Origin of the sequence: Pseudomonas sp. ENNP23 (assembly GCF_001728945.1) — a bacterium.
GTDB classification, from domain to species: domain Bacteria; phylum Pseudomonadota; class Gammaproteobacteria; order Pseudomonadales; family Pseudomonadaceae; genus Metapseudomonas; species Metapseudomonas otitidis.
Genome location: NZ_LYSP01000002.1, coordinates 72473 through 94053 on the forward strand (window position 1 = coordinate 72473; position 21581 = coordinate 94053).

Genomic DNA, 21581 nt, shown 5'->3' on the forward strand with positions numbered 1-21581 from the left:
GTCAGGCCACCTCGATGGCGGCCATCAGGCCGGTTTCCATGTGGTCGATCACGTGGCAGTGGAACATCCAGACACCAGGGTTATCCGCCACCAGCGCGATGCGCGCGGTCTCGTTCTTGCCCAGCAGGTAGGTGTCGGTGAAGTACGGGATGATCGACTTGCGGTCCGAGCCCAGCACCTTGAACGACATGCCGTGCAAGTGGATGGGGTGCAGGTACTGGGCCATGTTGCGCAGCTCGAAGATGTAGTGGCCGCCCTTCTTCAAGGTGGCGATGGGCCGGTCCGCACAGGTCTTGTCGTTGATGTCCCAGGCCTTGCCGTTGATCTGCCAGTAGTTGCTGGGCTTGCCGGCGGCGCTGACCAGGGTGGCGGCCCACTCGAAGCGGAAGCTCAGCGTCTCGGCCTTGGCCAGGTCGGGCTCGGGAATCGGGTTCGGCGGCAACGCAGGCGGCCACTCCCCTGCCGGCTCGGTGCTCGGCACGCTGCGCAGGGTGGCCAGACGCAGCGGCCCGTTGCGCATGGACAGCTCCTGCCCCGCCTCCGGCACCTTGATGCCCAGCTCGATGCGCATGCCCGGGCCCAGCCAGTATTCCTTGCCCAGTGGGCGCGGCTCGATGGGGTTGCCGTCCAGGGCGTAGATGCGCGCATCGGCGCCTGGCAGGTTGAGCCGGTAGGTGATGGTGCTGTCCAGGTTCAGCAGGCGCAGACGAACCACCTGCCCGGCTGGCAGGTCGAGGGTCGGCGTGGGCTGGCCGTTGATGGTGGTGAGCCGTCCCCGGGTGCCTTCGCGCGCGGCCTCTCGGGGCACGCTGAAGGCGGTGAAAGCGCCTTCCGGATCGACGTGCCAGGTCTTCAGCGAGAGCACCCGCTCATGGCGGAAGCCGGACGGCTCGCGCTCCTCGACGATCAGCGGCCCCACCAGCCCGCGCCCAAGCTGCACCGCACTGGACTCGTGGGGGTGGTACCAGAAGCTGCCGGCGTCGTCGGTGCGGAAGCGGTAGTCGAAGTACTCGCCCGGCAGCACCGGCAACTGCGACACATAGGGCACGCCATCCATCTCCAGCGGCAGGCGGATGCCGTGCCAATGAACGGTGGTGGGCTCGTCCAGCTTGTTGATGAAGCGCACCCGCAGCCAGTCGCCCTGGCGCGAGCGCAGTTCCACGCCCGGCGCCTGGCCGCCATAGCCCCAGGCCGGGGTGGTGTGGCCGGGGACCAGTTCGAGGTCGAAGGGGGCGGCGATCAGTTCATAGTCATGGGTCTTGGCATCGAGGGAACGGCCCAGCCAGTAGCGGGCGGCGCCACCGGCACCAAGGCCGACCACGCCGAGGCCGACGAGGCCACCGAGAATCTGTCTGCGGGTGAATGACACGGGTGCAGGCTCCTGTGAGTAAGGCATCGGGCCCATCAGGCGTTACGCGGCCACTCTGTTGGCGGCCTCATCATCGCGACCGGGGGCCGCTCGCAGGTCGCGCATTTTCGCACAGCCCTCCCCTTGCGGGGCGGCAGCCCGCCGTGGCGCGATGCCACAGCGGACTCAGCCACGACGGCCGAGGTAGGCGCGTGTGGTGAGCAGGTACACCGGCAGGCCGGACACCAGCACGATCAGCGCCGCATAGGGTGCCGCAGCAGCGTATTCCAGGTTGGCCGTGTGGGACCACACGGCGGTCGCCAGGGTGTCCAGCCCGGTGGGGCCGAGGATCAGCGTGGCGGTCAGCTCCTTCATGCAATCGAGGAACACCAGCACGAAGCCGGCACCAATGGCCGGGAAGATGATCGGCAGGGTCACCCGCAGGAAGGCCAGGAACGGCGTCTGCCCCAGGGTCCGGGCGGCTTCCTCCAACTGTGGCGAGGCCTTCTCCAGGGCCACCCGCAACGGCGACTGGGCCATGGGCATGAACAGCAGGGCGTAGGCCACCAGCAACAGCAGGGTGGTCTGGTACAGCGACGGTGCATAGCCCAGTGCGAAGAACACCAGGGACAGCGCGATGACCAGCCCCGGCAGCGCATGCAGCAGGTACGGCAGGCGATCCGCCAGGCGTGCCAGGCGCCCGTGATAGCGCACCACCACCAGGCACACCGGCAGGGCCAGCAGGCAACTGATCAGCGCCCCGCCGAAGGAAAGATAGAGGGACGAGCCAAGGGTGCGGAGGATGTCGCCGAGCGGGAAGGCGGCGGAGCTGCCTTCATGAATCCAGAAGCCCAGGGTCACCAGCGGCACCAGCGAGCCCACTACCACCAGGGCCACCAGTACCCCTTGCACCAGCCAGTCCCAGTGCCCCAGGCGCACCGGCGCGATGCGCCGCGCCACGCCCTGCCCGGTGCGTGCATGGCCACGGCCACGCAGGCGCAGCTCCAGGCCCATCAGCAGCATGCACAGGGCCAGCAGCAGGGCGGAGAGCATCGCCGCGTTGGCGTTGCTGAACTCCAGTTCGAACTGTTGATAGATGGCGGTGGTGAAGGTCTGGTAGCGCATGATCGACGGCGCGCCGAACTCCACCAGCATGTGCAGCGCCACCAGCAGGCTGGTGCCCATCAGCACCGGGCGCAGCAGCGGCAAGGTCACCCGCCAGAACACCTGGCGCCGGGTGTAACCGAGCATGCGCGCGGACTCTTCCAGGGCCGGGTCGAGGTTGCGCAAAGTGGCCATCACCGGCAGGTACACCAGCGGGTACTTGGACAGCACCATCACCAGCACCGTGCCCCACAGCCCCTCGAATGCAGGGCTGAGGGAAATCCAACTGAAGCCGGCGACGAAGGCCGGGATGGCGAACGGCAGGCAGAGCAGCACATTCCACTGCCGGCGACCGCGCAGGTCGCTGCGCTCCACACACCAGGCCAGCGCCAGGCCGAGCAGTGCGCAGCCGGCGGTGACCGCCACCATCAGCTTCAGGGTGTTGCCCAGCAGGTGGAACACGAAGGGCCGCCACAGCAGTTGCCAGGCGGTGTGCCAGCCGGACTCCCAACTGCGCACCGCCACGTAGAACAACGGCAAGGCCGCTACCAGCAGCAGCGCCATGACCGGCACCTGCAGCCAGATCGGCGGCGTGCGTCGCCGGCGGCTGGGCACCAGCGAGGGTGTGTCCGGCAGCGCCGGGTCGACGGCTTCGGCGTGCATCAGTTCAGCCCGACCTCGCGTTCGAGTTCCAGGGCGTCCTCGGCCAGGCCGATGTCGGAGGCGCTGAGTTTCGGCGGGCGCAGTTGGTCATAGGGCTTGAGCAGCGGATCAGCCGGCACCTTCGGGTTCACCGGGTATTCGGCCGACTGGCTGAGGATGGCCTTCTGGCCTTCTTCGCTGAGCATGAAGGCGACGAACTGCTGGGCCTCCTTCGGGTGCTTGCTGGCCTTCACCACGGCCACGCCGGAAACGCTGGCCAGGCCACCGGCATCACCATCGGCGAAGTAGTGCAGCTTGCTGTTCAGCTCACCCTTCTCCTTCTTCAGCGCCATCCAGTAGTAGCTGTTGATCAGGGCGGCGGCGACCTCGCCGTTCTCCACCGCCTTCATGGCGATGACGTTGTTGGTGTAGGTGGAGCCGAAGGCCTTCAGGCCGGTCAGCCACTCCTCGGCCTTCTCGCGGCCCTGCAGCTTGATGATCGCGGCCACCTGGCCGAGGAACTCACCGCTGCTGGGCACGAAGGCGATCTTGCCGCTCCACTCCGGATCGGCGACGTCGAGCACGCTCTGCGGCAGGGGTTGGTCGCCCAGCTCCTTCGGGTTGTAGGCCAGCACGCGGACCCGGGAGGTGACGCCGATCCAGTGGCCGGCGGGGTCGGCGTACTGCGGCTCGACCTGCTTGAGCAGCGCGTCGTCCACCTTGGCCAGCAGGCCCTGGTTGGCCAGCTTGATCAGCGGCGGTGCTTCCTCGGTGTAGATGATGTCGGCGGGCGAGCGTTCGCCTTCCTCGGCGATCTGGTTGGCCAACTGGCCACCACCGCCCTTGCGGATGCGCACCTGGATGCCGGTGGCCTTGGTGAAGGCCTCGGCCACGGCCTTGCCGGTGGCTTCGTGCTGCCCGTTGTAGAGGGTCAGGGTCACTGCGTCATCGGCGCGGGCCGCCAGCGGCAGCAGGAGGCCGAGGGACAGCAGGCCGGCGCCACAGGCGCGGACCAACGCAGTTGCGAGACGTACCGACATGTAACCACTCCTCTGAACTCAGCAATGATCTGTAATGATTATACGGATCAACTGCTGCTCATTCTCAAGAAATGTCTGCGACACAAGGCATCAGGCGAGGGACGGTCGCAGGGCCACCACACGAAAAAGGCGCGGATCGCATGAGCGGTCCGCGCCTTCGTTCATCCAGCGATCAGGGGCGCTGGATCACTCCCACTCGATGGTCGCCGGCGGCTTGCTCGACACGTCGTAGGTGACGCGGGAGATGCCCTCGATCTCGTTGATGATGCGGTTGGAGACCTTCTCCAGCAGCTCGTAGGGCAGGTGCGCCCAGCGTGCGGTCATGAAGTCGATGGTTTCCACGGCGCGCAGGGCGACGACCCAGGCGTAGCGACGGCCGTCACCGACCACGCCCACGGATTTCACCGGCTGGAACACCACGAAGGCCTGGCTGGTCTTGTGGTACCAGTCGAAGGCGCGCAGTTCCTCGATGAAGATGTGGTCCGCGCGACGCAGCAGGTCGGCGTACTCCTTCTTCACCTCGCCGAGGATGCGCACGCCCAGGCCCGGGCCCGGGAACGGGTGGCGGTAGACCATGTCGTAGGGCAGGCCCAGTTCGAGGCCGATCTTGCGTACCTCGTCCTTGAACAGCTCGCGCAGCGGCTCGACCAGTTCGAACTGCATGTCTTCAGGCAGGCCACCGACGTTGTGGTGGGACTTGATCACGTGGGCCTTGCCGGTCTTGGCGCCAGCCGACTCGATTACGTCCGGGTAGATGGTGCCCTGGGCGAGGAACTTAACGTCCTGCAGCTTGGTGGCTTCCTCATCGAAGACTTCGATGAAGGTGCGGCCGATGATCTTGCGCTTCTCTTCCGGGTCGGCAACGCCGGCCAGGCGGCCCAGGAACTTGTCCTCGGCATTGGCGCGGATGACCTTCACGCCCATGTTCTCGGCGAACATGGCCATCACCTGGTCACCTTCGTGCAGGCGCAGCAGGCCGTTATCGACGAAGACGCAGGTCAGTTGGTCGCCGATGGCCTTGTGCAGCAGCGCTGCGACCACGGAGGAGTCGACGCCGCCGGACAGGCCCAGCAGCACCTTGTTGCTGCCCACCTGGGCACGAACGGTGGCGATGGCGTCTTCGACGATGTTCGACGGGGTCCACAGCGCGGCGCAGCCGCAGATGTCCAGCACGAAGCGGGAAAGGATGCGCCCGCCCTGCTTGGTGTGGGTCACTTCCGGGTGGAACTGCACGCCGTAGTAGGCGCGGCTGTCATCGGCCATGGCGGCGATCGGGCAGCTCGGGGTGCTGGCGAGGATGTGGAAGCCCTCGGGCATGGCGGTGACCTTGTCGCCGTGGCTCATCCACACGTCCAGGCCCAACACGCCGTCAGCGTCGACGTGATCTTCGATGCCGTCCAGCAGGCGTGCCTTGCCGACCACGTCGACACGGGCGTAGCCGAATTCGCGCAGGTCGGAACCCTGAACCTTGCCGCCGAGCTGCTCGGCCATGGTCTGCATGCCGTAGCAGATGCCGAACAGCGGAACGTTGAGGTCGAACACCGCCTGCGGGGCGCGCGGGCTGTTGGCCTCATGCACCGACTCCGGGCCGCCGGCGAGGATGATGCCCTTGGGCGCGAAGGCGCGGATGGCATCGTTTTCCATGTCGAACGGGTGGATTTCGCAGTACACGCCGATCTCGCGAACGCGGCGGGCGATCAGTTGGGTGTACTGGGAACCGAAGTCGAGGATCAGGATGCGGTGAGCGTGAATGTCTTGATGAGCCATGTGCTTCCCCTGGGAAAGTGGCTGAAACGCTGAAGGCTGAAGGCTGGACGAAACCCTGTCCGTCCAGCCCCCAGCCTCCAGCTCCAGTGAAGTGTCAGTTAGCCGACCCGGTAGTTCGGAGCTTCCTTGGTGATCTGCACGTCATGCACGTGGGACTCGGCCATGCCGGCACCGGTGATACGCACGAACTGCGGCTTGGTGCGCATCTCTTCGACGGTGGCGCAGCCGGTGTAGCCCATGGAGGCGCGCAGGCCGCCCATCAGCTGGTGGACGATGGCAGTCAGGCTGCCCTTGTAAGGTACGCGGCCTTCGATGCCTTCCGGCACCAGCTTCTCGGCACCGGCGGCAGAATCCTGGAAGTAGCGGTCGGACGAGCCCTGGGACTGCGCCATGGCGCCCAGCGAACCCATGCCACGGTAGGCCTTGTAGGAACGGCCCTGGAACAGCTCGACCTCGCCCGGCGCCTCTTCGGTACCGGCGAACATCGAGCCCATCATCACGCAGGACGCGCCGGCCACGATGGCCTTGGACAGGTCGCCGGAGAAGCGGATGCCGCCGTCGGCGATCAGCGGAACGCCGGTGCCGGCGAGAGCGGCGGCAACGTTGGCGATGGCAGAGATTTGCGGTACGCCGACGCCGGCGACGATACGGGTGGTACAGATGGAGCCCGGGCCGATGCCGACCTTGACCGCATCGGCGCCGGCCTCGGCCAGGGCCTTGGCGGCTTCGCCGGTGGCGATGTTGCCGCCGATCACCTGGACTTGCGGGTAGGTTTCCTTGACCCAGCGAACGCGGTCGATCACGCCCTTGGAGTGGCCGTGGGCGGTGTCCACCACCACCACGTCGACGCCCGCAGCAACCAGGGCGGCCACGCGCTCGCCGGTGTCGGCGCCGGTGCCGACCGCTGCGCCGACGCGCAGGCGGCCCTGCTCGTCCTTGGAGGCCAGCGGGTAGGTCTTGGCCTTCTCGATGTCACGGAAGGTCACCAGACCACGCAGGTAGAAGTTCTCGTCCACCACCAGCATCTTCTCGATGCGGTTCTCGTAGAGCTTGGCCTTGATGTCGTCCAGCGGGGTGCCTTCACAAACGGTGACCAGCTTGTCCTTGTGGGTCATGATCGCCGCCACGGTGTCGCCGGCGTTCGGTTTGAAGCGCAGGTCGCGGCCGGTGACGATGCCGACCAGTTCGCCCTCTTCCACCACCGGGAAGCCGGAGAAGCCGCACTCGCGGGCGATCTGCAGCAGCTCGATGATCTTGGTGGAGGGGGTGACGGTGACCGGGTCACGGACGATGGCGGTCTCGTGACGCTTGACCTTGCGGACCTCGGCAGCCTGCTGCTCGATGGTCATGTTCTTGTGGACGATGCCGATGCCGCCTTCCTGAGCCATGGCGATGGCCAACCGGGCTTCGGTCACGGTATCCATCGCGGCGGATACCAGGGGAATGTTCAGTTCGATGCCACGGGTCAGTCGGGTCTTGAGACTGACGTCCTTCGGCAGGACCTCGGAATACCCCGGGATCAGGAGTACGTCGTCGAAGGTAAGGGCTTCTTGGCTGATGCGCAGCATGGCGGGGGCTCCCAGGCGGGAAAATTGGAAGCGCGGCATTATATCCCAGCTGCACACGGGCGCTCAATTGGCCATCACACACCGACGACAGGTCTCATGCCTGCGTCAGATAACGCGCCACCAGCGCCACGCCACTGCACAACACCAGCCAGGTCACCAGCCGGACGAACGCCTCCCGCGACAGGCGCAACGTCACCCGCCGCCCCACCCACAACCCGGCGGCCATCCCCGGCAGCAGGCACAGGGCGATCAGCAGCACCGAGGCATCAGCATAGAAGCCCGCCAGCAGGAACAACCCCAGGCGGACGAAGGTGCTGCACCCGATCAGTGCGCTCTGGGTGGCGCGGATCTGCTCCTTCGCCTCCAGCCGTCCGCTCAGGTAGAGGGAATAGAGGAAGCCGCCACTGCCGAACAAGGCCCCGAACACACCGCCGAACAGCCCGAAGGGCACCACCCAGCCCACCGCCATCGGCGCACGGCGCACCGGCTGGAGGAACAGCGAATACACGGCATAGAGGCAGACGAACACCCCCAGCAGCAGCATCAGCAGTTCCGAGCGCAAGGTCGCCAGACCGTACACGCCTACCCCGCAACCCAATGCCATCAAGGGCAGCAGCAGGCGCAACTCGCTACCCGACACCGACCGACGCGCCGGCAGCCAGTTGCCGAACGAGGCGGTGAAATCCAGCAGCACCAGCAACGGAATCACCCGGGACAGCGGCAGCCACCCCACCAACCAGGGCGCGGCCACCAGCGCCGTGCCGAACCCGGCGATGCCGAAGACCACGTAGGCCAGCGCGATGACACCCTCCAGCAGCAGCCACTCCAGCGGCGTGAACGGCAGCGCCCCCAACAGCTCGAACAGGTGCATGAACGACTCCCTCCGAAAAACAGGTGGACTCTAGCGAGCACGCCTGCCATCTCACCAATACAATCCAAGCCCTCTCTCTATCTCGAAAAGGCATGGATCGATGGTCTCCCTTCGCCAACTGCGCTACTTCGTGGAAATCGTCGACGCCAGTAGCCTCAGCCGCGCGGCGGAGCGGCTGTTCATCGCCCAATCAGCCCTGAGCCGCCAACTGCGGGAACTGGAGGACGACCTGGGCACCGAGCTGCTGATACGCGGCCCGCGCCAGGTGACGCTGACCGAAGCCGGCCAAGCCTTCCTGCCACGGGCACAACGCCTGCTGCTGGACCTGGAAGCCGCCAGCGACCTCGCCCGCCAGGTCGGCCAGGGGCAGCACGGCAGCCTGCGCCTGGGCCACTCCAGCTCCGTACCGCTGGTCGCCCCGCTGCAGGCGGCGCTGCGCAACTACCTGGAAGCGCACCCCGGCGTCAGCCTCGAACTCATCCAGCAATCCTCCGAACAGCAACTGGCGGACCTGCGCGAAGGGCGCCTGGACGCCTGCCTGCTGCGCCTGCCGGTCCTGCGCCAGCACCCCGGGCTGACACTACGACCGCTGTACCGCGAGCCCCTGCTGCTGGCGGTCGCCGTCGACCACGCCCTGGCGCGAGGCGACGGGCCGGTACACCTGGCCGACCTGCGTGAAGAAGCCTTCGTCTCCATCCCCCACCTGCAACGGGGCGGGCTGAGCTACCGCGCCGCTGAGCTGTGCCTGCGGGAAGGCTTCTTTCCCCATGCCGCGCGGGTGGTGTCACGCAAGACCAGCCAGTTGCACCTGATCGAAGCCGGCCTTGGCGTGGCCCTGGTGGCGGCCTCCATGAGCCGCATCGCCCCTGCCGGCGTGCGCTTCCTGCCACTGGCCGATCGAGAGGCCGACAGCGAGGTCGCCCTGGCCTGGCGCAGCGAGACCCGCGCCCTGGACCGGGGCCTGGTGGAGCACCTCTGCCAGCACCTCACCAGCGACCCGACCACCGCCGATTGACGAGGCCGGCGGGGCAGGTAAGCTGCGCGCCCTCGTCCACCGGAGCCGGCCATGGAAACCCGTCAACTGATCATCGTTCCCCAGGTCTCCAGCGTGCCCGGCCACCAGGTCCTGGCCGGGCGCCTGCTGCGCTGGCTGGTGCAGAGCGGCGTGGTCGAGGCGGTCCCGAGCGCCTTCGGCCGGGGCGGCAACCGCGCACTGCACGCCCCTGCTGCCGGTGCCCGCCGCGTAGTGGAACACCCCGAGCGCCTGCCCATCGGCCAGCCGGGCTGCGGCCTGGAGATCGTCGACAAGCGCTGCATCTACACCCCGGTGCGCGGCTTCCTCAACGAGGCCGGCTGCCCGGAATGCCGCCGGGAGATCGGCGAGCCGCTGTTCGACAGCCTGGAAGCCTGGTGGCCGGGCGAGACGGACAACTTCACCTGCCCCGAATGCGGCTTCGAGGACGACATCAACGGCTTCCTCTACCTGCAGCCCTGCGGCTTCTCCAACCTGGCCTTCATCTTCAACCACTGGGTGGAGGCCGGTTTCACCCGCGCCTTCCTCGACGGCTTCGCCGACCGCCTGGGTTTCCCCGTGCGCGTGGTGCGCGTCGAAGACTGACGCGAGCGCATTGGCGCCGCCCCCACACGCCCGTATCATCCCGCGCCATGTACAAGGACCCCTTCCAACGGCTGGGCCTCGACCGCGAGGTGCTGACCGTCAGCCAACTGAACCAGCGCGCCCGCCACCTGCTAGAGGACGTGTTCCCCCAGGTCTGGGTGGAAGGCGAGATCTCCAACCTCGCCCGGCCCGCATCTGGCCACCTCTATTTCACCCTCAAGGACAGCCAGGCCCAGGTGCGCTGTGCACTGTTCCGGCAGAACGCCCTCAAGGTGCGCCAGGCCCTGCGTGACGGGCTGGCGGTGAAAGTGCGGGGCAAGGTCTCGCTGTTCGAAGGCCGCGGCGACTACCAGATGATCGCCGACGCCGTGGAACCGGCCGGTGACGGCGCCTTGCGCCTGGCCTTCGAAGCGCTCAAGGAGAAGCTCGCCGGCGAGGGCCTGTTCGCCACCGAGCGCAAGCGCCCGCTGCCGGCCCACCCTCAGCGCGTGGGCATCGTCACCTCCCCCACCGGCGCGGTGATCCGCGACATCATCAGCGTGTTCCGCCGCCGTGCGCCCCAGGTCAGCCTGACCCTGGTGCCCACCGCCGTGCAGGGCCGCGAGGCCACCGCGCAGATCGTCCGTGCCCTGGCCCTGGCCGATGCCCAGGGCTTCGACGCGCTGATCCTGGCCCGGGGCGGCGGTTCCCTCGAAGACCTCTGGTGCTTCAACGAAGAGGCCGTGGCCCGCGCCGTGGCGGCCTGCAAGACGCCCATCGTCAGCGCCGTGGGCCACGAGACGGATGTCTCCATCAGCGACTTCGTCGCCGACGTTCGCGCGCCGACGCCCTCTGCGGCCGCCGAGCTGCTGGCACCGGACTCCAGCGGCCTGCGCCAGCGCCTGGAGGGCCTGGAGCGCCGCCTGCAGCTGCGCATTCGCCAGCTGATCGCCCACCAGCACCTGCGCCTGGACGGGCTGACCCGACGCCTGCGCCACCCGGGCGAGCGGCTGCGCCAGCAGGCCCAGCGCCTGGATGACCTGGAGATGCGCCTGCAACGCGCCCTCGACCGTCAATTGAGCCAGCGCCGCGAGCGCCTGGCCCGCCTGGAGACGCGCCTGGCGGCCCAGCACCCGGGGCGTGCCCTCGGCCTGCTGCGCCAGCGCCTCGACGCCCTGGCCGCACGACTGCCCCGGGCCATACGCGAAACCCTCGGTACCCGTCGCCTGGAACTGCAGAGCCAGATGCAGACGTTGCACGCCTTCAGCCCCCTGGCCACCCTCGGCCGCGGCTACAGCATCCTCCTCGACGAACGCGGCCAGGCCATCCGCAGCGCCAGCCAGACCCAACCCGGCCAACGCCTCAAGGCGCGCCTCGGCGAAGGTGAACTCGAGGTACGGGTCGAGGACAACCACCTGGCCCCCGTCACCCTCTCACTGCTGGACTGATCGATGCGCCTGTTGCTCGCCCTGCTTCTCCTTGTCGCCCTCCCCGCTCAGGCCGAGGGCTTCATCACCCGCCTGCTGGACAAGCCGGTGCCCGGCGGTGTCGCCGTGGTCCAGCTCGGCCAGGGCGCCCAGGCGCCCACGGCCCGCTACCAGGGCAAGCCGGTGCTGGTGGTCAAGGAGGAAGGGCGCGACTGGATCGCCATCGTCGGCATTCCGCTGGGCACCGCCGCTGGCGAACAGCGCATCGAGGTGAGCGACGGTCGCCGCCTGGCCTTCACGGTCGGCACCCGCCACTACAAGGAACAGCGCATCACCCTGAAGAACACCCGCCAGGTGAACCCGCTGCCCAAGGACCTGAAGCGCATCGACCGCGAACTGGCGGAACAGACCCGCGCCTACCGCACCTTCAGCCCCGGCACGCCAAGCAACCTGCTGTTCGACAAGCCGGTGAACGGCCCGCTCTCCAGCCCCTTCGGCCTGCGCCGCTTCTTCAACGGCGAGGAGCGCAACCCGCACTCCGGCCTGGACTTCGCGGTGGGAGCCGGCACCCCGATCAAGGCCCCGGCGGCCGGCAAGGTCATCCTCATCGGCGACTACTTCTTCAACGGCAAGACCGTCTTCGTCGATCACGGCCAGGGGCTGATCAGCATGTTCTGCCACCTGTCCAAGGTGGACGTTAAGCTCGGCCAGGCACTACCGCGCGGCGGCGTGGTGGGGCGCGTCGGCGCCACCGGCCGGGCCACCGGGCCGCACATGCACTGGAACGTCAGCCTGAATGACGTGCGGGTCGATCCGGCCATCTTCATCGGTGCCTACACGCCCTGAACATGACGGCCCAGGGCGCAGCGACACCTGCGCTTACACCCCCGGGCTTGGGCCGCCGGGCTGCGTTTTGCTAAGGTCCGGCGGTTTTGGGGCAGACCCCCACCCATCGGAACCCTGAAGGGAGCAGCCCATGCAAGACACGTTCAACCATTCCCTGGAGTGGCTGCGACAGCACCCGGAACTGCACACGCTCGTCGCCTCCTCCGTCCTCCTCCTGCTGGCCTGGCTGTCCAACTGGATCGTCCGGCGCATCCTCCTCAAGGGGCTGCTGCGCCTCGTCGGCGGGCAGATCCAGGACCAGGGGCTGATCAAGCGCCTGGCCAACGTCGTCCCCGCGCTGGTGCTGACCGCCGGGGTGAAGCTGGTGCCCGGCCTGCCCGCTGCGCTGGTGACGGTGGTCACCAATGTCTGCGCGGCGTTCATCATCCTAACCCTGGCCCTGGCGATCAGCGCCCTGCTGGACATCGTCAACAGCCTCTACAACCGCCGCCCAGACGCGCACCTGCGGCCCATCAAGGGCTACCTGCAGGTGCTGAAGATCGCCGTGTTCGCCATCGCCGCGATCCTCATGGTGGCCAGCCTGATCGACCGCTCGCCGCTGATCCTGCTGTCCGGCCTCGGTGCCATGGCCGCGGTGCTGATGCTGATCTTCCAGGACACCCTGCTGTCCCTGGTGGCCAGCGTGCAGATCACCTCCAACGACATCATCCGTGTCGGCGACTGGGTGGAGATGCCCCAGCTGAACGCCGACGGCGACGTGATCGACATCGCCCTGCACACGGTGAAGGTGCAGAACTGGGACAAGACCATCACCACCATCCCCACCAAGCGCTTCATCACCGACTCGTTCAAGAACTGGCGGGGCATGCAGGAGTCCGGCGGACGGCGGATCAAGCGCAGCCTTTACCTGGACCAGAACAGCGTGCACTTCCTCAGCGCCGACGAGCAGACGAGCCTGCGCCGCTTCCGCCTGCTGGACAGCTACCTCAAGGCCAAGGAAAGCGAGCTGCTGAGCTGGAACGCCCAACTGGATGAATCGGTACGCCTGCCGGTGAACAGCCGTCAGTTGACCAACATCGGCACCTTCCGCGCCTACGTGGAGCAGTACCTGCGCCACCACCCGGAGATCCGCCAGGACATGACCCTGCTGGTGCGGCAGATGGCGCCAACCGCCGACGGCCTGCCGCTGGAGCTGTACTGCTTCACCAGCACCACCGCCTGGGCCCGCTACGAGGCGATCCAGTCGGACATCTTCGACCACCTCCTGGCGATTCTCCCGGAGTTCGGCCTGCGGGTCTTCCAGCACCCCAGCGGCGCGGACCTGCGCGAGCTGCAGCGCCCGCATCCACACCATTCGTCGGCCTGAGACGCACCGCCGTCAAGAAGCCAGCACGACCGCCGATGACCCTGACGAGCCGGAATTTCCCGGCCTCATGGTCCGAGCGATCGACTGATGCTGACGGTCAACACCAACACCGCCTCATCGTTCACGCAACGGCAACTGGGCGACACCAACAGGACGCTCGAAAGGGCTATGCAGCGCCTCTCCACCGGCCAGCGCATCAACAGCGCCAAGGACGATGCGGCTGGCCTGCAGATTTCCAATGCCCTTACGTCCCAGGTGCGCGGCCTCGGTATTGCCGTGCGTAACGCCAATGACGGCCTGTCCATGCTGCAGGTGGGCGAAGGCGCGCTGCAAAGCGTGACCGGCGCGCTGCAGCGCATCCGTACGCTCGGGCTGCAGGCGATGAACGGCTCCAACACCGCCACCGAGCGCGCCGCGCTGAACCAGGAGGCGCAACAACTCCTGCAGGAGATCAACCGGGTCAACGAGACCACCACCTTCGGCGGTCGCCAGGTGTTCAACCAGGACAACAGCTCCCGACTGGGCAAGCTCGACGAACGCGCCGTGCTCAACTCGCTGCAGGGGTTCTGGATCGGTGAAGGCGAGAAGCGCGTGCTGGATGCCTACGGACTGAAGGCGGACGGCGCCCCGCTGACCATCACCCTCACCAATGACCCGTCGAGCAACGCGCTGGCTTCTGTCGCCGGCACGCCCGGCGCGGGCGGCAAGTACTACGACCAGGTGCTGAACGTGAACCTGGCCTACTTCGACAGCTCTACCCTGCCCAACGGCGGCACCAACCCCGGCCAGTACACCGACCGGGTGCTGGCCCACGAGATGGTGCACGCGGTGATGGGGCGGACCATGAACTTCAACGCCCTGCCCGACTGGTTCAAGGAAGGCACGGCGGAAGCCGCCCAGGGCGCCGACGAGCGCCTGGCCGCCGACATCGCCGCCAGCGGCATCGGCGGGGTGATGGGCGCCTTCGGCAGCATCGCCAGCAGTGCCGGCTATTCGGCCTCCTACGCTGCCGTGCGCTACATGCACGCCGAGATCAAGGCCGCCGGCGGGCTGGGCATCCGCGACGTGATGCAGTACCTGGCCGGCAACGCCAACTCCACGCTGGACGACGCCCTGGCCAACGCCAGCTGCGGGGCCTTCGCCAGCACGGCGGACTTCACCACGAAGTTCAGTGCAGACGGCGCAGCCTTCATCGCCGCCATGAACCTGACCAACGCCGACACCGGCGCCATCGGCGGCTTCGATGCCGACGGCGGCGACGTGCTGACCGCCGAAAACGTGCTGCCCAACCGAGGCATCGGCGTGCCGGGGTCCATCGGTTTCAAGCTCATCCCGCCCAAGTTGTTCGATGCCACCGCCACCGGCGGCGGGACGCAGATCTCTTTACAGGTGGGCGCCAAGGCCTTTGAAACCATCGACGTGGGGCTGGACGCGTTCAACATCGGTGCCATGGCACTGAACAACATCGACCTGACCAAGACCCCCGGCATGGCGGTGATGGACATCGACGATGCACTGGCCTACGTCGACAGCCAGCGCGCCTACATGGGCGCCATCCAGAACCGCCTGGAGGCGACCATTTCCAACCTGCAGAACATCGGCGAAAACGTCAGCGCCAGCCGCTCGCGCATCCTCGACGCCGACTACGCCAACGAAACCGCCACCCTTGCCTCCCAGCAGATCCTGCGCCAGGCGGCGCAGAGCGTGCTGGTGCAGGCCAACCAGATACCGCAGTCGGTCCTGAGCTTGTTGCGTTGACGCGCAATTCCTCTCGCGCAACGCCTTCTACATCAGCATAAAAAACCCTTAAAAACCCTATTAAAGACGCTTTCCACCAATTTTTCCGCAAGACTTGCCATCCACAACCCGAATCAATAGGGTTGTCCGCATGCAAAACGCTCACACCCTCATCCTCCTCCGGCAGCATGCCTGCCTCCGCCTGGTCAGCCCGCGACTGCGTAGCTGAACAGCGTCGCCTCATCCCGGCTTTTCATTCGCCCAGGGCCCCGCAACGACCAGGCCCGACACAAGGATTTCGCCATGAGCATGCTCAAAGACCCGTCCAGCAAGTACCGCCCGTTCCCCGCCATCAACCTGCCGGACCGCACCTGGCCGTCGAAGACCATCACCGAAGTGCCGATCTGGTGCAGCTCCGACCTGCGCGACGGCAACCAGTCGCTGATCGAGCCGATGGATGCGCAGAAGAAGATGCGCTTCTTCAAGACCCTGGTGCAGGTGGGCCTGAAGGAGATCGAGGTGGCCTTCCCCTCCGCCTCCGACACCGACTTCAACTTCGTCCGCGAACTGATCGACGGCGGCCATATCCCCGATGACGTGACCATCCAGGTGCTGACCCAGGCCCGCGAGGACCTGATCACCCGCACCTTCGAATCCCTCAAGGGCGCGAAGAAGGCCATCGTCCACGTCTACAACGCCACAGCGCCGTCCTTCCGCCGCATCGTCTTCAACCAGGACAGGGCCGGTGTGGTCGACATCGCCGTCAAGGCCGCCACCCTGATCCGCGACCTGGCCGCGAAGCAGCCGGAAACCGACTGGACCTTCCAGTACTCGCCGGAAATCTTCAGCTCCACCGAGCTGGAGTTCGCCGTCGAAGTCTGCGACGCCGTGATCAACGTCTGGCAGCCCACCCCCGAGAAGAAGATCATCCTCAACCTGCCAGCCACGGTGGAATGCGCTACGCCGAACGTGTACGCCGACCAGATCGAGTGGTTCGGTCGCCACATCAGCCGCCGCGACTCGGTGATCATCAGCCTGCACACCCATAACGACCGTGGCACCGGCGTGGCCGCCACCGAGCTTGGCCTGATGGCTGGCGCCGACCGCGTGGAAGGCTGCCTGTTCGGCAACGGCGAACGCACCGGCAACGTCGACCTGGTGACCCTGGCGCTGAACATGTACACCCAGGGCCTGCACCCGAAGCTGGACTTCTCCGACATCGATGCCGTGCGCAAGGTGGTGGAAGAGTGCAACCAACTGCCGGTCCACCCGCGCCACCCCTACGTGGGCGACCTGGTGCACACCGCCTTCTCCGGCTCCCACCAGGACGCCATCCGCAAGGGCTTCGCCCAGCAGAAGGAAGACGGCATCTGGGAGGTGCCCTACCTGCCGATCGACCCGGCCGACATCGGCCGCAGCTACGAGGCGGTCATCCGCGTCAACAGCCAGTCCGGCAAGGGCGGCATCACCTTCCTGCTGGAACAGGAATACGGCATCAGCCTGCCGCGCCGTATGCAGATCGAATTCAGCCAGGTGGTGCAGAAGGAAACCGACCGCCTCGGCCTGGAAATGACCGCCGAGCAGATCCACAAGCTGCTCGACGCCGAGTACCTGCAGGCCACCACGCCCTACACCCTGAAAGGCCATCGCCTGCAGGAAGAGAACGGCACCAGCGCGGTGGACATCGAGGTCCAGGTCAAGGGCGAGACCCAACACCTGCGCGGCATGGGCAAGGGCCCGCTGGAAGCGCTGGTGGCCAGCCTGCCAGTGAAGGTGGAAGTGATGGACTACTCCGAACACGCCATCGGGGCAGGCACGAACGCCAAGGCCGCTGCCTATATCGAGCTGCGGGTGAACGGCGGTCGCGCCCTGCATGGCATCGGCATCGACGAGAACCTGACCACCGCCAGCTTCCGCGCCCTGTTCAGCGCCCTCAACCGCGCCCTGAGCCAGGCCGAGGCTGAAGCGGCCTGAGTGCAGCCGCGCTGAAAAAGAACCCCGCCGATTGGCGGGGTTCTTCGTTTCAGGGAGACAGTGAACTCAGTAGCTGACCACCGGCGATACCCGCTGGTAGCGGCCGTCAATGAACGCCTTCAGCCAGGTGCGGTAGCGCTTGCCCGGGGTGTAGGCGAAGTAGCGGTAGCTCAGCTCGTTCTCTGCACCGCGCTCCAGTACGATCTGGCCATCCTGTTCGATCACCCAGGTCAGCATGTTGTGCGTGCCCTGGGTTCGGGTCAGGTTCTGGCTGCCGTCCACCGACAACTGGTAGAGCGGCAGGTAGTCCTCGACCGGTGCCGCGGCCCGACCATAGTGCACGACGTTGGATACGCGCTGGTAGTAGCCGTTCTCGAAGCGGGTCAGCCAGACGCGGTAGCGCTTGGTGGGATAGAAGGGTGAGTAGGTGAAGGTCAGTTCGTTGGCTGCATTGCGCTGCAGCACGGTATTGCCGTCCTCTTCGATTACCCAGGTCAGGGGATCGTTGAGGCTGCCGCTGCGAGTCACCTGATTGTTAGCGCCAATGGTCAGTTGGAAGAGATCGGTGAGCCCCGGTGAGAAGTACTCGGCATCGGAGACCTGCACCGATTCGCTCCCAACGGTCTGTTCGATCCAGACCTTGTACTGGCGCCCCTTCTGGAAGGGGTAGCGCAGTTCGGACGCACCGCCGGTGGGCTGGCGCAGTACTTCGACGCCGTTCTCGCGGATGACCCAGCTCAGCGGCTTGCCGCTCGGGCCGTTGTGGCGGAGCTGGAAGTCCGCCTCCACCTCCAGGTCGATGTAGGGCGACGGGAACCCCTCGCGGAAGACCAGCGGGACGGAGATCGCCTCGTCCTTGCCATTCACGTTGGCCTCGGCCCAGACCTGGTAGCGCTCACCATAGGTGAAGGCGAACTGCAGCGGCACGCCTGCCTGGGCCGGCTGGCGCACCACCTCGGCCCCCTGGCGAGCGATCACCCAGTTGCCCTGGAAGGCCGCCGAGGGGCTGATGCTGCCCTGGCTGGCATCGCGGGTCAGTGCCACGCGATCGGTTACACCAGGCTGGTAGCTGACGGTATTGGACACGGTCTTGTAACCATCACCGCTGTTGGCTTCGAGCCAGATTCGGTAGCGATTGCCAGCGAGGTTGCGCCAGTACCGATCACGGAGATTGCCAGCAGCATTGCGGTCGAGAACGCGCTCGCCATTCATCTCCACAATCAGGCCCAGCTTGTCTCCAAGCTCACCGCTACGGGTCACCCAAAAGCCGGGCTCCAGAGTAAGGGTGTAGGGGAACGTGGAGGGTGCCGAGCCATCCGGCAGCTTGACGGTGTAGTCCTCGGTCTCACCGTAGCCGATGCTGCCGCAGGGCTGGGCCGCAGACCCCCAGCGCATCTGCACGCGCATGCGCGTGGTACCGGTGGCGCCGGAAGGAATAGCGATGGGGGCAGATACAACCGCGCTGCCCTGGGCGGCCAGGACCTTCTCGCTGGCCTCGAAGGTGCCGTTCTGGTTGAAGTCGATCCAGGCGCCCCAGTTCTCGTTGTACTGGGAGCCTCGGAAGCCGGGACGCAGTTCCAGGCGGTCGCCTTTGCCGGTGAGTTGGAAGGGTGGTTTGCCGGTGGCATCCAGGTAGCCACCATCATTGCCGGAGACCCGGGCCGCGCCATTGACGCTGACCCCAGCCACCCACTCGCTGCTGCTGTTGCCCCGGCTGTCGCAGTAGGTGGCTGCCATCACCGGGCCCATCGCCAGGCAGGTGCCCAGCGCCATGAGTGTCTTGTGCATTGAATTCGCTCCTTGCGTTCATGTTGGGCAGGGAGCGGCAACACTACACCAGGCACACCCTGTGACCTGTCATCGACGCATCCCTGCGTCAGCCATGGTAAGGGCTAAGGCAGTGGCTTTCCGGGAATTATTAGCAAATTGCCATCACGCCGATTCAGCCCTGTTGCTGCCAGTGGCACTTGCCCCAGGCGCACATTGCATCGAGCACCGGGCGCAGGCTGAGGCCGTGCTCGGTGAGGCTGTACTCCACCCGCGGCGGCACTTCGGCGTACACGGTGCGGGTGACCACGCCGTCGCGCTCCAGCTCTCGCAGTTGCTGGGCGAGCATCTTCTCGGTGATGTCCGGTACCAGGCGTTTGAGTTCGGAAAAGCGCCGGGTCTGCCCCATCAGGTGGTAGACCAGCAGCGCTTTCCACTTGCCCCCGACCACCGCCAGGGTGACCTCCACCGGTGTGTTGAACACCCGGTCCCCCAGCACCAGCCGGGGCCCGGAGGCAGGGAGCGGCTTCTGTTCGCTCATGCTTGATCCTCTTCCGTCGTCGCTTGGCGCTCAGGGCGCAAGCTGGAAGCCGTCGGCGTCGAGGTAAGCCGGGAAGCGCTCGCGGTAGGCGGCCAGTGCGGCGGCCGTCAGGGTCGTGCGGAAAACGCCATCGCTGTCCTCGGCATTCAGCAAGGGCTCCCCCTGGAAATCGAGCACCTGACTATCGCCGCTGTAGGGGTGGCCTTTTCCGTCGCTGCCTACACGGTTGACGGCGGCGACGTAGCAGAGGTTCTCGATGGCACGGGCGGGGATCAGACGGTTCCAGTGATGACGGCGAGCAGCAGGCCAGTTGGCGGTGTACAGCAGCAGGTCGGTGTCGTGCGGGTCACGGCTCCAGACCGGGAAGCGCAGGTCGTAGCAGATCAGCGGACGTACCCGCCAGCCCTTGAGTTCGAACAGCGCCTGGGCCTCCCCCGGGCTGTAGTGCTTATGCTCGCCGGCCATGCGGAACAGGTGGCGCTTGTCGTAGTGCAACACCTCGCCGTCCGGGCGGGCCCAGAGCAAGCGGTTGCGGTGGCTGCCGTCGGCGGCACGGATGATCACGCTACCGGTGATCACGGCACCCAACCGGACGGACTGGATCTTGAGCCAGGCATGGGTGGGGCCCTGTTCAGGTTCGGCGAGTGCTTCGGAGTCCATGGAGAAGCCGGTGGTAAACATCTCCGGCAGGATCACCAGGTCAGCGCCTTGCGCAGAATCCAGCAGGGCTTCGAACCGGTTCAGGTTGGCGTCGCGGTCGTGCCAGGCCAGGGTGGTCTGAACCAGGGCCAGCTTCAGGTCGGGCAGAAGGCTCAGATCGCGCATAGTTTTTCCGCTGCCTGGCGCAGCGTCTCCTCACGTTTGGCGAAACAGAAACGCACCAGCCGCAGGTCGGCCGGGGCGCGCTGGTAGAACACCGAGACGGGAATGGCGGCCACGCCGTGCTCGCGGGTGAGCCACTCGGACATGGCGACATCGTCCAGGTCGGGGCGGATGCCGCTGTAGTCAACCAGCTGGAAATAGGTGCCGGCGGCGCGGGTGAAGCGGAAGCGCGAGTCGGCCAGCAGGTCGCAGAAGAGGTCGCGCTTGGCCTGGTAGAAGCGGGGCAGCTCGGCCAGGTGCTCGGGGTGAGCGGCCATGAAGTCGGCCAGCGCCCACTGCAGCGGGGTGACACCGCAGAAGTTGACGTACTGGTGGACCTTGCGCAGCTCGGCGGAAAGTACCGGGGGCGCCACCACGTAGCCGGTCTTCCAGCCGGTGACGTGGTAGGTCTTGCCGAAGGAGCTGACCACGAAGGCGCGGGCATAGAGCTCGTCATGGGCTAGCACGCTGACGTGCTGGGCGCCGTCGAACACCAGGTGTTCGTAGACCTCATCGGACACCAGGTAGATGTCACGATCGCGGATCAGCGCCGCCAACTGGTCCAGTTCGGCACGGGAGATCAGCGCGCCGCTGGGGTTGTGCGGGCTGTTGAGGATGATCATGCGGGTGCGGGGGCTGAGCGCATCCTTCATCCGCTGCCAGTCGATGGCGAAACCCGGCAGAGCCAGTGACACATGCACGCAGCGCCCACCTGCCAGTTCCACCGAGGGCTCGTAGCTGTCGTAGCAGGGGTCGAGGACGATGACCTCGTCACCGGCGCGGACCACCGCCTGGATGGCGCAGAAGATGGCCTCGGTGGCGCCGGGGGTGATGGTCACTTCGCTGTCGGCGCTGACCGTGCGGCCGTAGAAGGTCGCTACCTTGGCGGCTACCTGCTCACGCAGCGCCGGCAGCCCGGTCATCGGTGCGTACTGGTTGTGGCCCTGGGCGATGTGCTGGCCTACGGCATCGCACAGCGCGGCGGGCGCGGCAAAATCGGGAAAGCCCTGGGACAGGTTGATGGCGCCGACTTCGGCGGCCAGTTGCGACATGCGGGTGAAGATGGTGGTGCCGACGTTGGGCAGCTTGCTGGTGATCATTGCAATCCGGCTGTTGGCGACTGGG

17 protein-coding genes are annotated in these 21581 nt (G+C 66.7%); 7 read left to right on the plus strand and 10 right to left on the minus strand.

Annotated features, from left to right (window positions below; all coding sequences use genetic code 11):
- Position 1 precedes the first annotated feature (1 nt).
- From A9G05_RS01545 to A9G05_RS01570, 6 genes are all read right to left on the minus strand, one after another.
- Positions 2 to 1369 carry a multicopper oxidase family protein gene (locus tag A9G05_RS01545; RefSeq protein WP_069559304.1) on the minus strand — a complete coding sequence of 456 codons (1368 nt, stop codon included), beginning with the start codon at positions 1367 to 1369 and terminating at the stop codon, positions 2 to 4.
- Positions 1370 to 1534: 165 nt separating this feature from the next.
- On the minus strand, positions 1535 to 3016 hold the full coding sequence (locus A9G05_RS01550; RefSeq protein WP_371850547.1) for an ABC transporter permease: 1482 nt from the start codon (positions 3014 to 3016) through the stop codon (positions 1535 to 1537).
- Between the two features lie 98 nt (positions 3017 to 3114).
- Positions 3115 to 4134 carry an iron ABC transporter substrate-binding protein gene (locus tag A9G05_RS01555; protein ID WP_069559306.1) on the minus strand — a complete coding sequence of 340 codons (1020 nt, stop codon included), beginning with the start codon at positions 4132 to 4134 and terminating at the stop codon, positions 3115 to 3117.
- 186 nt (positions 4135 to 4320) lie between these two features.
- Complete coding sequence (guaA, locus tag A9G05_RS01560; RefSeq protein ID WP_069559307.1) at positions 4321 to 5901, minus strand: glutamine-hydrolyzing GMP synthase; 1581 nt, start codon at positions 5899 to 5901, stop codon at positions 4321 to 4323.
- Positions 5902 to 5999: 98 nt separating this feature from the next.
- Positions 6000 to 7469: an IMP dehydrogenase gene (guaB, locus tag A9G05_RS01565; protein WP_069559308.1), complete on the minus strand. Its 1470-nt coding sequence runs from the start codon at positions 7467 to 7469 to the stop codon at positions 6000 to 6002.
- 94 nt (positions 7470 to 7563) lie between these two features.
- On the minus strand, positions 7564 to 8340 hold the full coding sequence (locus A9G05_RS01570) for a sulfite exporter TauE/SafE family protein (protein ID WP_069559309.1): 777 nt from the start codon (positions 8338 to 8340) through the stop codon (positions 7564 to 7566).
- 100 nt (positions 8341 to 8440) lie between these two features.
- On the opposite strand from A9G05_RS01570, the gene A9G05_RS01575 reads away from it, so the two are divergent.
- From A9G05_RS01575 to leuA, 7 genes are all read left to right on the plus strand, one after another.
- Complete coding sequence (locus A9G05_RS01575) at positions 8441 to 9355, plus strand: LysR family transcriptional regulator (protein ID WP_069559310.1); 915 nt, start codon at positions 8441 to 8443, stop codon at positions 9353 to 9355.
- A gap of 51 nt (positions 9356 to 9406) precedes the next feature.
- Positions 9407 to 9958 carry a sugar ABC transporter ATPase gene (locus tag A9G05_RS01580; RefSeq protein WP_069559311.1) on the plus strand — a complete coding sequence of 184 codons (552 nt, stop codon included), beginning with the start codon at positions 9407 to 9409 and terminating at the stop codon, positions 9956 to 9958.
- Between the two features lie 47 nt (positions 9959 to 10005).
- Entirely contained in the window at positions 10006 to 11385 is a 1380-nt protein-coding gene (gene xseA / locus A9G05_RS01585; protein WP_069559312.1) for an exodeoxyribonuclease VII large subunit, read from the plus strand.
- 3 nt (positions 11386 to 11388) lie between these two features.
- Positions 11389 to 12210 (plus strand): peptidoglycan DD-metalloendopeptidase family protein, encoded by an 822-nt coding sequence (locus A9G05_RS01590; RefSeq protein ID WP_069559313.1) that lies wholly within the window; start codon positions 11389 to 11391, stop codon positions 12208 to 12210.
- 130 nt (positions 12211 to 12340) lie between these two features.
- Complete coding sequence (locus A9G05_RS01595; protein WP_069559314.1) at positions 12341 to 13576, plus strand: mechanosensitive ion channel family protein; 1236 nt, start codon at positions 12341 to 12343, stop codon at positions 13574 to 13576.
- A gap of 87 nt (positions 13577 to 13663) precedes the next feature.
- On the plus strand, positions 13664 to 15334 hold the full coding sequence (locus A9G05_RS01600) for a flagellinolysin (RefSeq protein ID WP_083272481.1): 1671 nt from the start codon (positions 13664 to 13666) through the stop codon (positions 15332 to 15334).
- 282 nt (positions 15335 to 15616) lie between these two features.
- Positions 15617 to 17287 (plus strand): 2-isopropylmalate synthase, encoded by a 1671-nt coding sequence (gene leuA / locus A9G05_RS01605; protein WP_069559316.1) that lies wholly within the window; start codon positions 15617 to 15619, stop codon positions 17285 to 17287.
- A 66-nt stretch (positions 17288 to 17353) separates the two neighbouring features.
- Here the strand turns inward: leuA and A9G05_RS01610 are convergent, their stop codons facing one another.
- The 4 genes from A9G05_RS01610 to A9G05_RS01625 form a co-directional block, all read right to left on the minus strand.
- Positions 17354 to 19075: a GEVED domain-containing protein gene (locus tag A9G05_RS01610; RefSeq protein WP_069559317.1), complete on the minus strand. Its 1722-nt coding sequence runs from the start codon at positions 19073 to 19075 to the stop codon at positions 17354 to 17356.
- A 154-nt stretch (positions 19076 to 19229) separates the two neighbouring features.
- Entirely contained in the window at positions 19230 to 19595 is a 366-nt protein-coding gene (locus A9G05_RS01615) for a helix-turn-helix domain-containing protein (RefSeq protein ID WP_044405973.1), read from the minus strand.
- 30 nt (positions 19596 to 19625) lie between these two features.
- Positions 19626 to 20420, minus strand: a complete 795-nt coding sequence (locus A9G05_RS01620) for an amidohydrolase (RefSeq protein ID WP_069559318.1) — start codon at positions 20418 to 20420, stop codon at positions 19626 to 19628.
- Entirely contained in the window at positions 20408 to 21556 is a 1149-nt protein-coding gene (locus A9G05_RS01625) for a pyridoxal phosphate-dependent aminotransferase (RefSeq protein WP_069559319.1), read from the minus strand. The genes A9G05_RS01620 and A9G05_RS01625 overlap by 13 nt, the downstream gene beginning before the upstream one ends.
- Positions 21557 to 21581 lie beyond the last annotated feature (25 nt).

What these genes read in the sequence shown, in the direction of transcription:
- A9G05_RS01590 (WP_069559313.1), top strand. Translation starts at nt 11,389, where the DNA reads ATGCGCCTGTTGCTCGCCCTGCTTCTCCTTGTCGCCCTCCCCGCTCAG.
- leuA (WP_069559316.1), top strand. Translation starts at nt 15,617, where the DNA reads ATGAGCATGCTCAAAGACCCGTCCAGCAAGTACCGCCCGTTCCCCGCC.
- A9G05_RS01555 (WP_069559306.1), bottom strand. Translation starts at nt 4,134, where the DNA reads ATGTCGGTACGTCTCGCAACTGCGTTGGTCCGCGCCTGTGGCGCCGGC.
- A9G05_RS01580 (WP_069559311.1), top strand. Translation starts at nt 9,407, where the DNA reads ATGGAAACCCGTCAACTGATCATCGTTCCCCAGGTCTCCAGCGTGCCC.
- xseA (WP_069559312.1), top strand. Translation starts at nt 10,006, where the DNA reads ATGTACAAGGACCCCTTCCAACGGCTGGGCCTCGACCGCGAGGTGCTG.
- A9G05_RS01625 (WP_069559319.1), bottom strand. Translation starts at nt 21,556, where the DNA reads ATGATCACCAGCAAGCTGCCCAACGTCGGCACCACCATCTTCACCCGC.
- A9G05_RS01550 (WP_371850547.1), bottom strand. Translation starts at nt 3,016, where the DNA reads ATGGCGCTGCTGCTGGTAGCGGCCTTGCCGTTGTTCTACGTGGCGGTG.
- A9G05_RS01620 (WP_069559318.1), bottom strand. Translation starts at nt 20,420, where the DNA reads ATGCGCGATCTGAGCCTTCTGCCCGACCTGAAGCTGGCCCTGGTTCAG.
- A9G05_RS01600 (WP_083272481.1), top strand. Translation starts at nt 13,664, where the DNA reads ATGCTGACGGTCAACACCAACACCGCCTCATCGTTCACGCAACGGCAA.
- A9G05_RS01615 (WP_044405973.1), bottom strand. Translation starts at nt 19,595, where the DNA reads ATGAGCGAACAGAAGCCGCTCCCTGCCTCCGGGCCCCGGCTGGTGCTG.
- A9G05_RS01570 (WP_069559309.1), bottom strand. Translation starts at nt 8,340, where the DNA reads ATGCACCTGTTCGAGCTGTTGGGGGCGCTGCCGTTCACGCCGCTGGAG.
- A9G05_RS01595 (WP_069559314.1), top strand. Translation starts at nt 12,341, where the DNA reads ATGCAAGACACGTTCAACCATTCCCTGGAGTGGCTGCGACAGCACCCG.
- A9G05_RS01610 (WP_069559317.1), bottom strand. Translation starts at nt 19,075, where the DNA reads ATGCACAAGACACTCATGGCGCTGGGCACCTGCCTGGCGATGGGCCCG.
- guaA (WP_069559307.1), bottom strand. Translation starts at nt 5,901, where the DNA reads ATGGCTCATCAAGACATTCACGCTCACCGCATCCTGATCCTCGACTTC.
- A9G05_RS01575 (WP_069559310.1), top strand. Translation starts at nt 8,441, where the DNA reads ATGGTCTCCCTTCGCCAACTGCGCTACTTCGTGGAAATCGTCGACGCC.
- guaB (WP_069559308.1), bottom strand. Translation starts at nt 7,469, where the DNA reads ATGCTGCGCATCAGCCAAGAAGCCCTTACCTTCGACGACGTACTCCTG.